The 1,352-nt window shown below is 67.2% G+C and carries 1 protein-coding gene; it reads left to right on the forward strand.

Annotated elements, in window-relative coordinates; all coding sequences use genetic code 11:
* Positions 1-1,352 (forward strand): alpha-amylase family protein (locus CHF16_RS39010; protein ID WP_089331220.1); only part of this gene is annotated, 1,352 nt, incomplete at both ends.

Consider the following 1,352-nt stretch of genomic DNA (forward strand, 5'->3'; position numbering starts at 1 on the left):
CAGCGCGCGCTGTACGGCGCCTGGTACGAGTTCTTCCCCCGCTCCGAAGGCGCGACGTTCGACCCGATGGGACGCCGCGGCCCGACCCCGGGCACCTTCCGCACCGCGATGAAACGCCTGCCCGCGATCGCCGACATGGGCTTCGACGTGGTCTACCTGCCCCCCATCCACCCGATCGGGACCACCCACCGCAAAGGACCCAACAACACCCTGGACGCCGGCCCCTACGACCCCGGCTCCCCCTGGGCCATCGGCTCACCCGACGGCGGCCACGACGCCGTCCACCCCGACCTGGGCACCCTGGACGACTTCGACGCCTTCGTCGCCCACGCCGCCGACCACGGCCTGGAAATCGCCCTCGACCTGGCCCTGCAATGCTCCCCCGACCACCCCTGGGTCCACCAGCACCCCGAATGGTTCACCCACCGCGCCGACGGCACCATCGCCTATGCCGAGAACCCGCCCAAGAAATACCAGGACATCTACCCCCTGGACTTCGACACCGACCCCGACGGCCTCTACACCGAGATCAAACGCATCCTGCACCACTGGATGGACCACGGCGTCCGCATCTTCCGCGTCGACAACCCCCACACCAAACCCACCGCCTTCTGGGAACGCCTCCTGGCCGACATCCACACCACCGACCCCGACGTCCTCTTCCTCGCCGAAGCCTTCACCCGCCCCGCCATGATGCACACCCTGGCCAAAATCGGCTTCCACCAGTCCTACACCTACTTCACCTGGCGCAACTCCGCCGACGAACTACGCGACTACCTCACTGAACTCACCGGCCCCGCCGCCGCCTACATGCGCCCCAACCTGTTCACCAACACCCCCGACATCCTCCACCAATACCTCCAGCACGGCGGCCGCCCCGCCTTCGAGATCCGCGCCATCCTCGCCGCCCTGCTCTCCCCCACCTGGGGCATCTACAGCGGCTACGAACTCTGCGAGAACACCCCCGTCCGCCCCGGCAGCGAGGAATACCGCGACTCAGAGAAATACCAGTACCGCCCCCGCGACTGGGACACCGCCCAACACACCGGCACCACCATCGCCCCCCTCATCACCCGCCTCAACACCCTGCGCAACACCCACCCCGCCCTCCAACAACTCCGCAACCTGCACTTCCACCACATCGACCAACCCGAACTCCTCGCCTTCTCCAAACGCCACCTGGACGACACCGTCCTGACCATCATCAACCTCAACCCCCACCAACCCCGCGAAGCCACCGTCCACCTCGACCTCCCCGCCCTCGGCCTCCCCGACAACCCCCACCAACCCCACACCGTCACCGACCAACTCGACGGCACCACCTACACCTGGACCAAATCCAACTACGTCCG

Source organism: Actinomadura meyerae (genome assembly GCF_900188445.1).
GTDB lineage: Bacteria > Actinomycetota > Actinomycetes > Streptosporangiales > Streptosporangiaceae > Spirillospora > Spirillospora meyerae.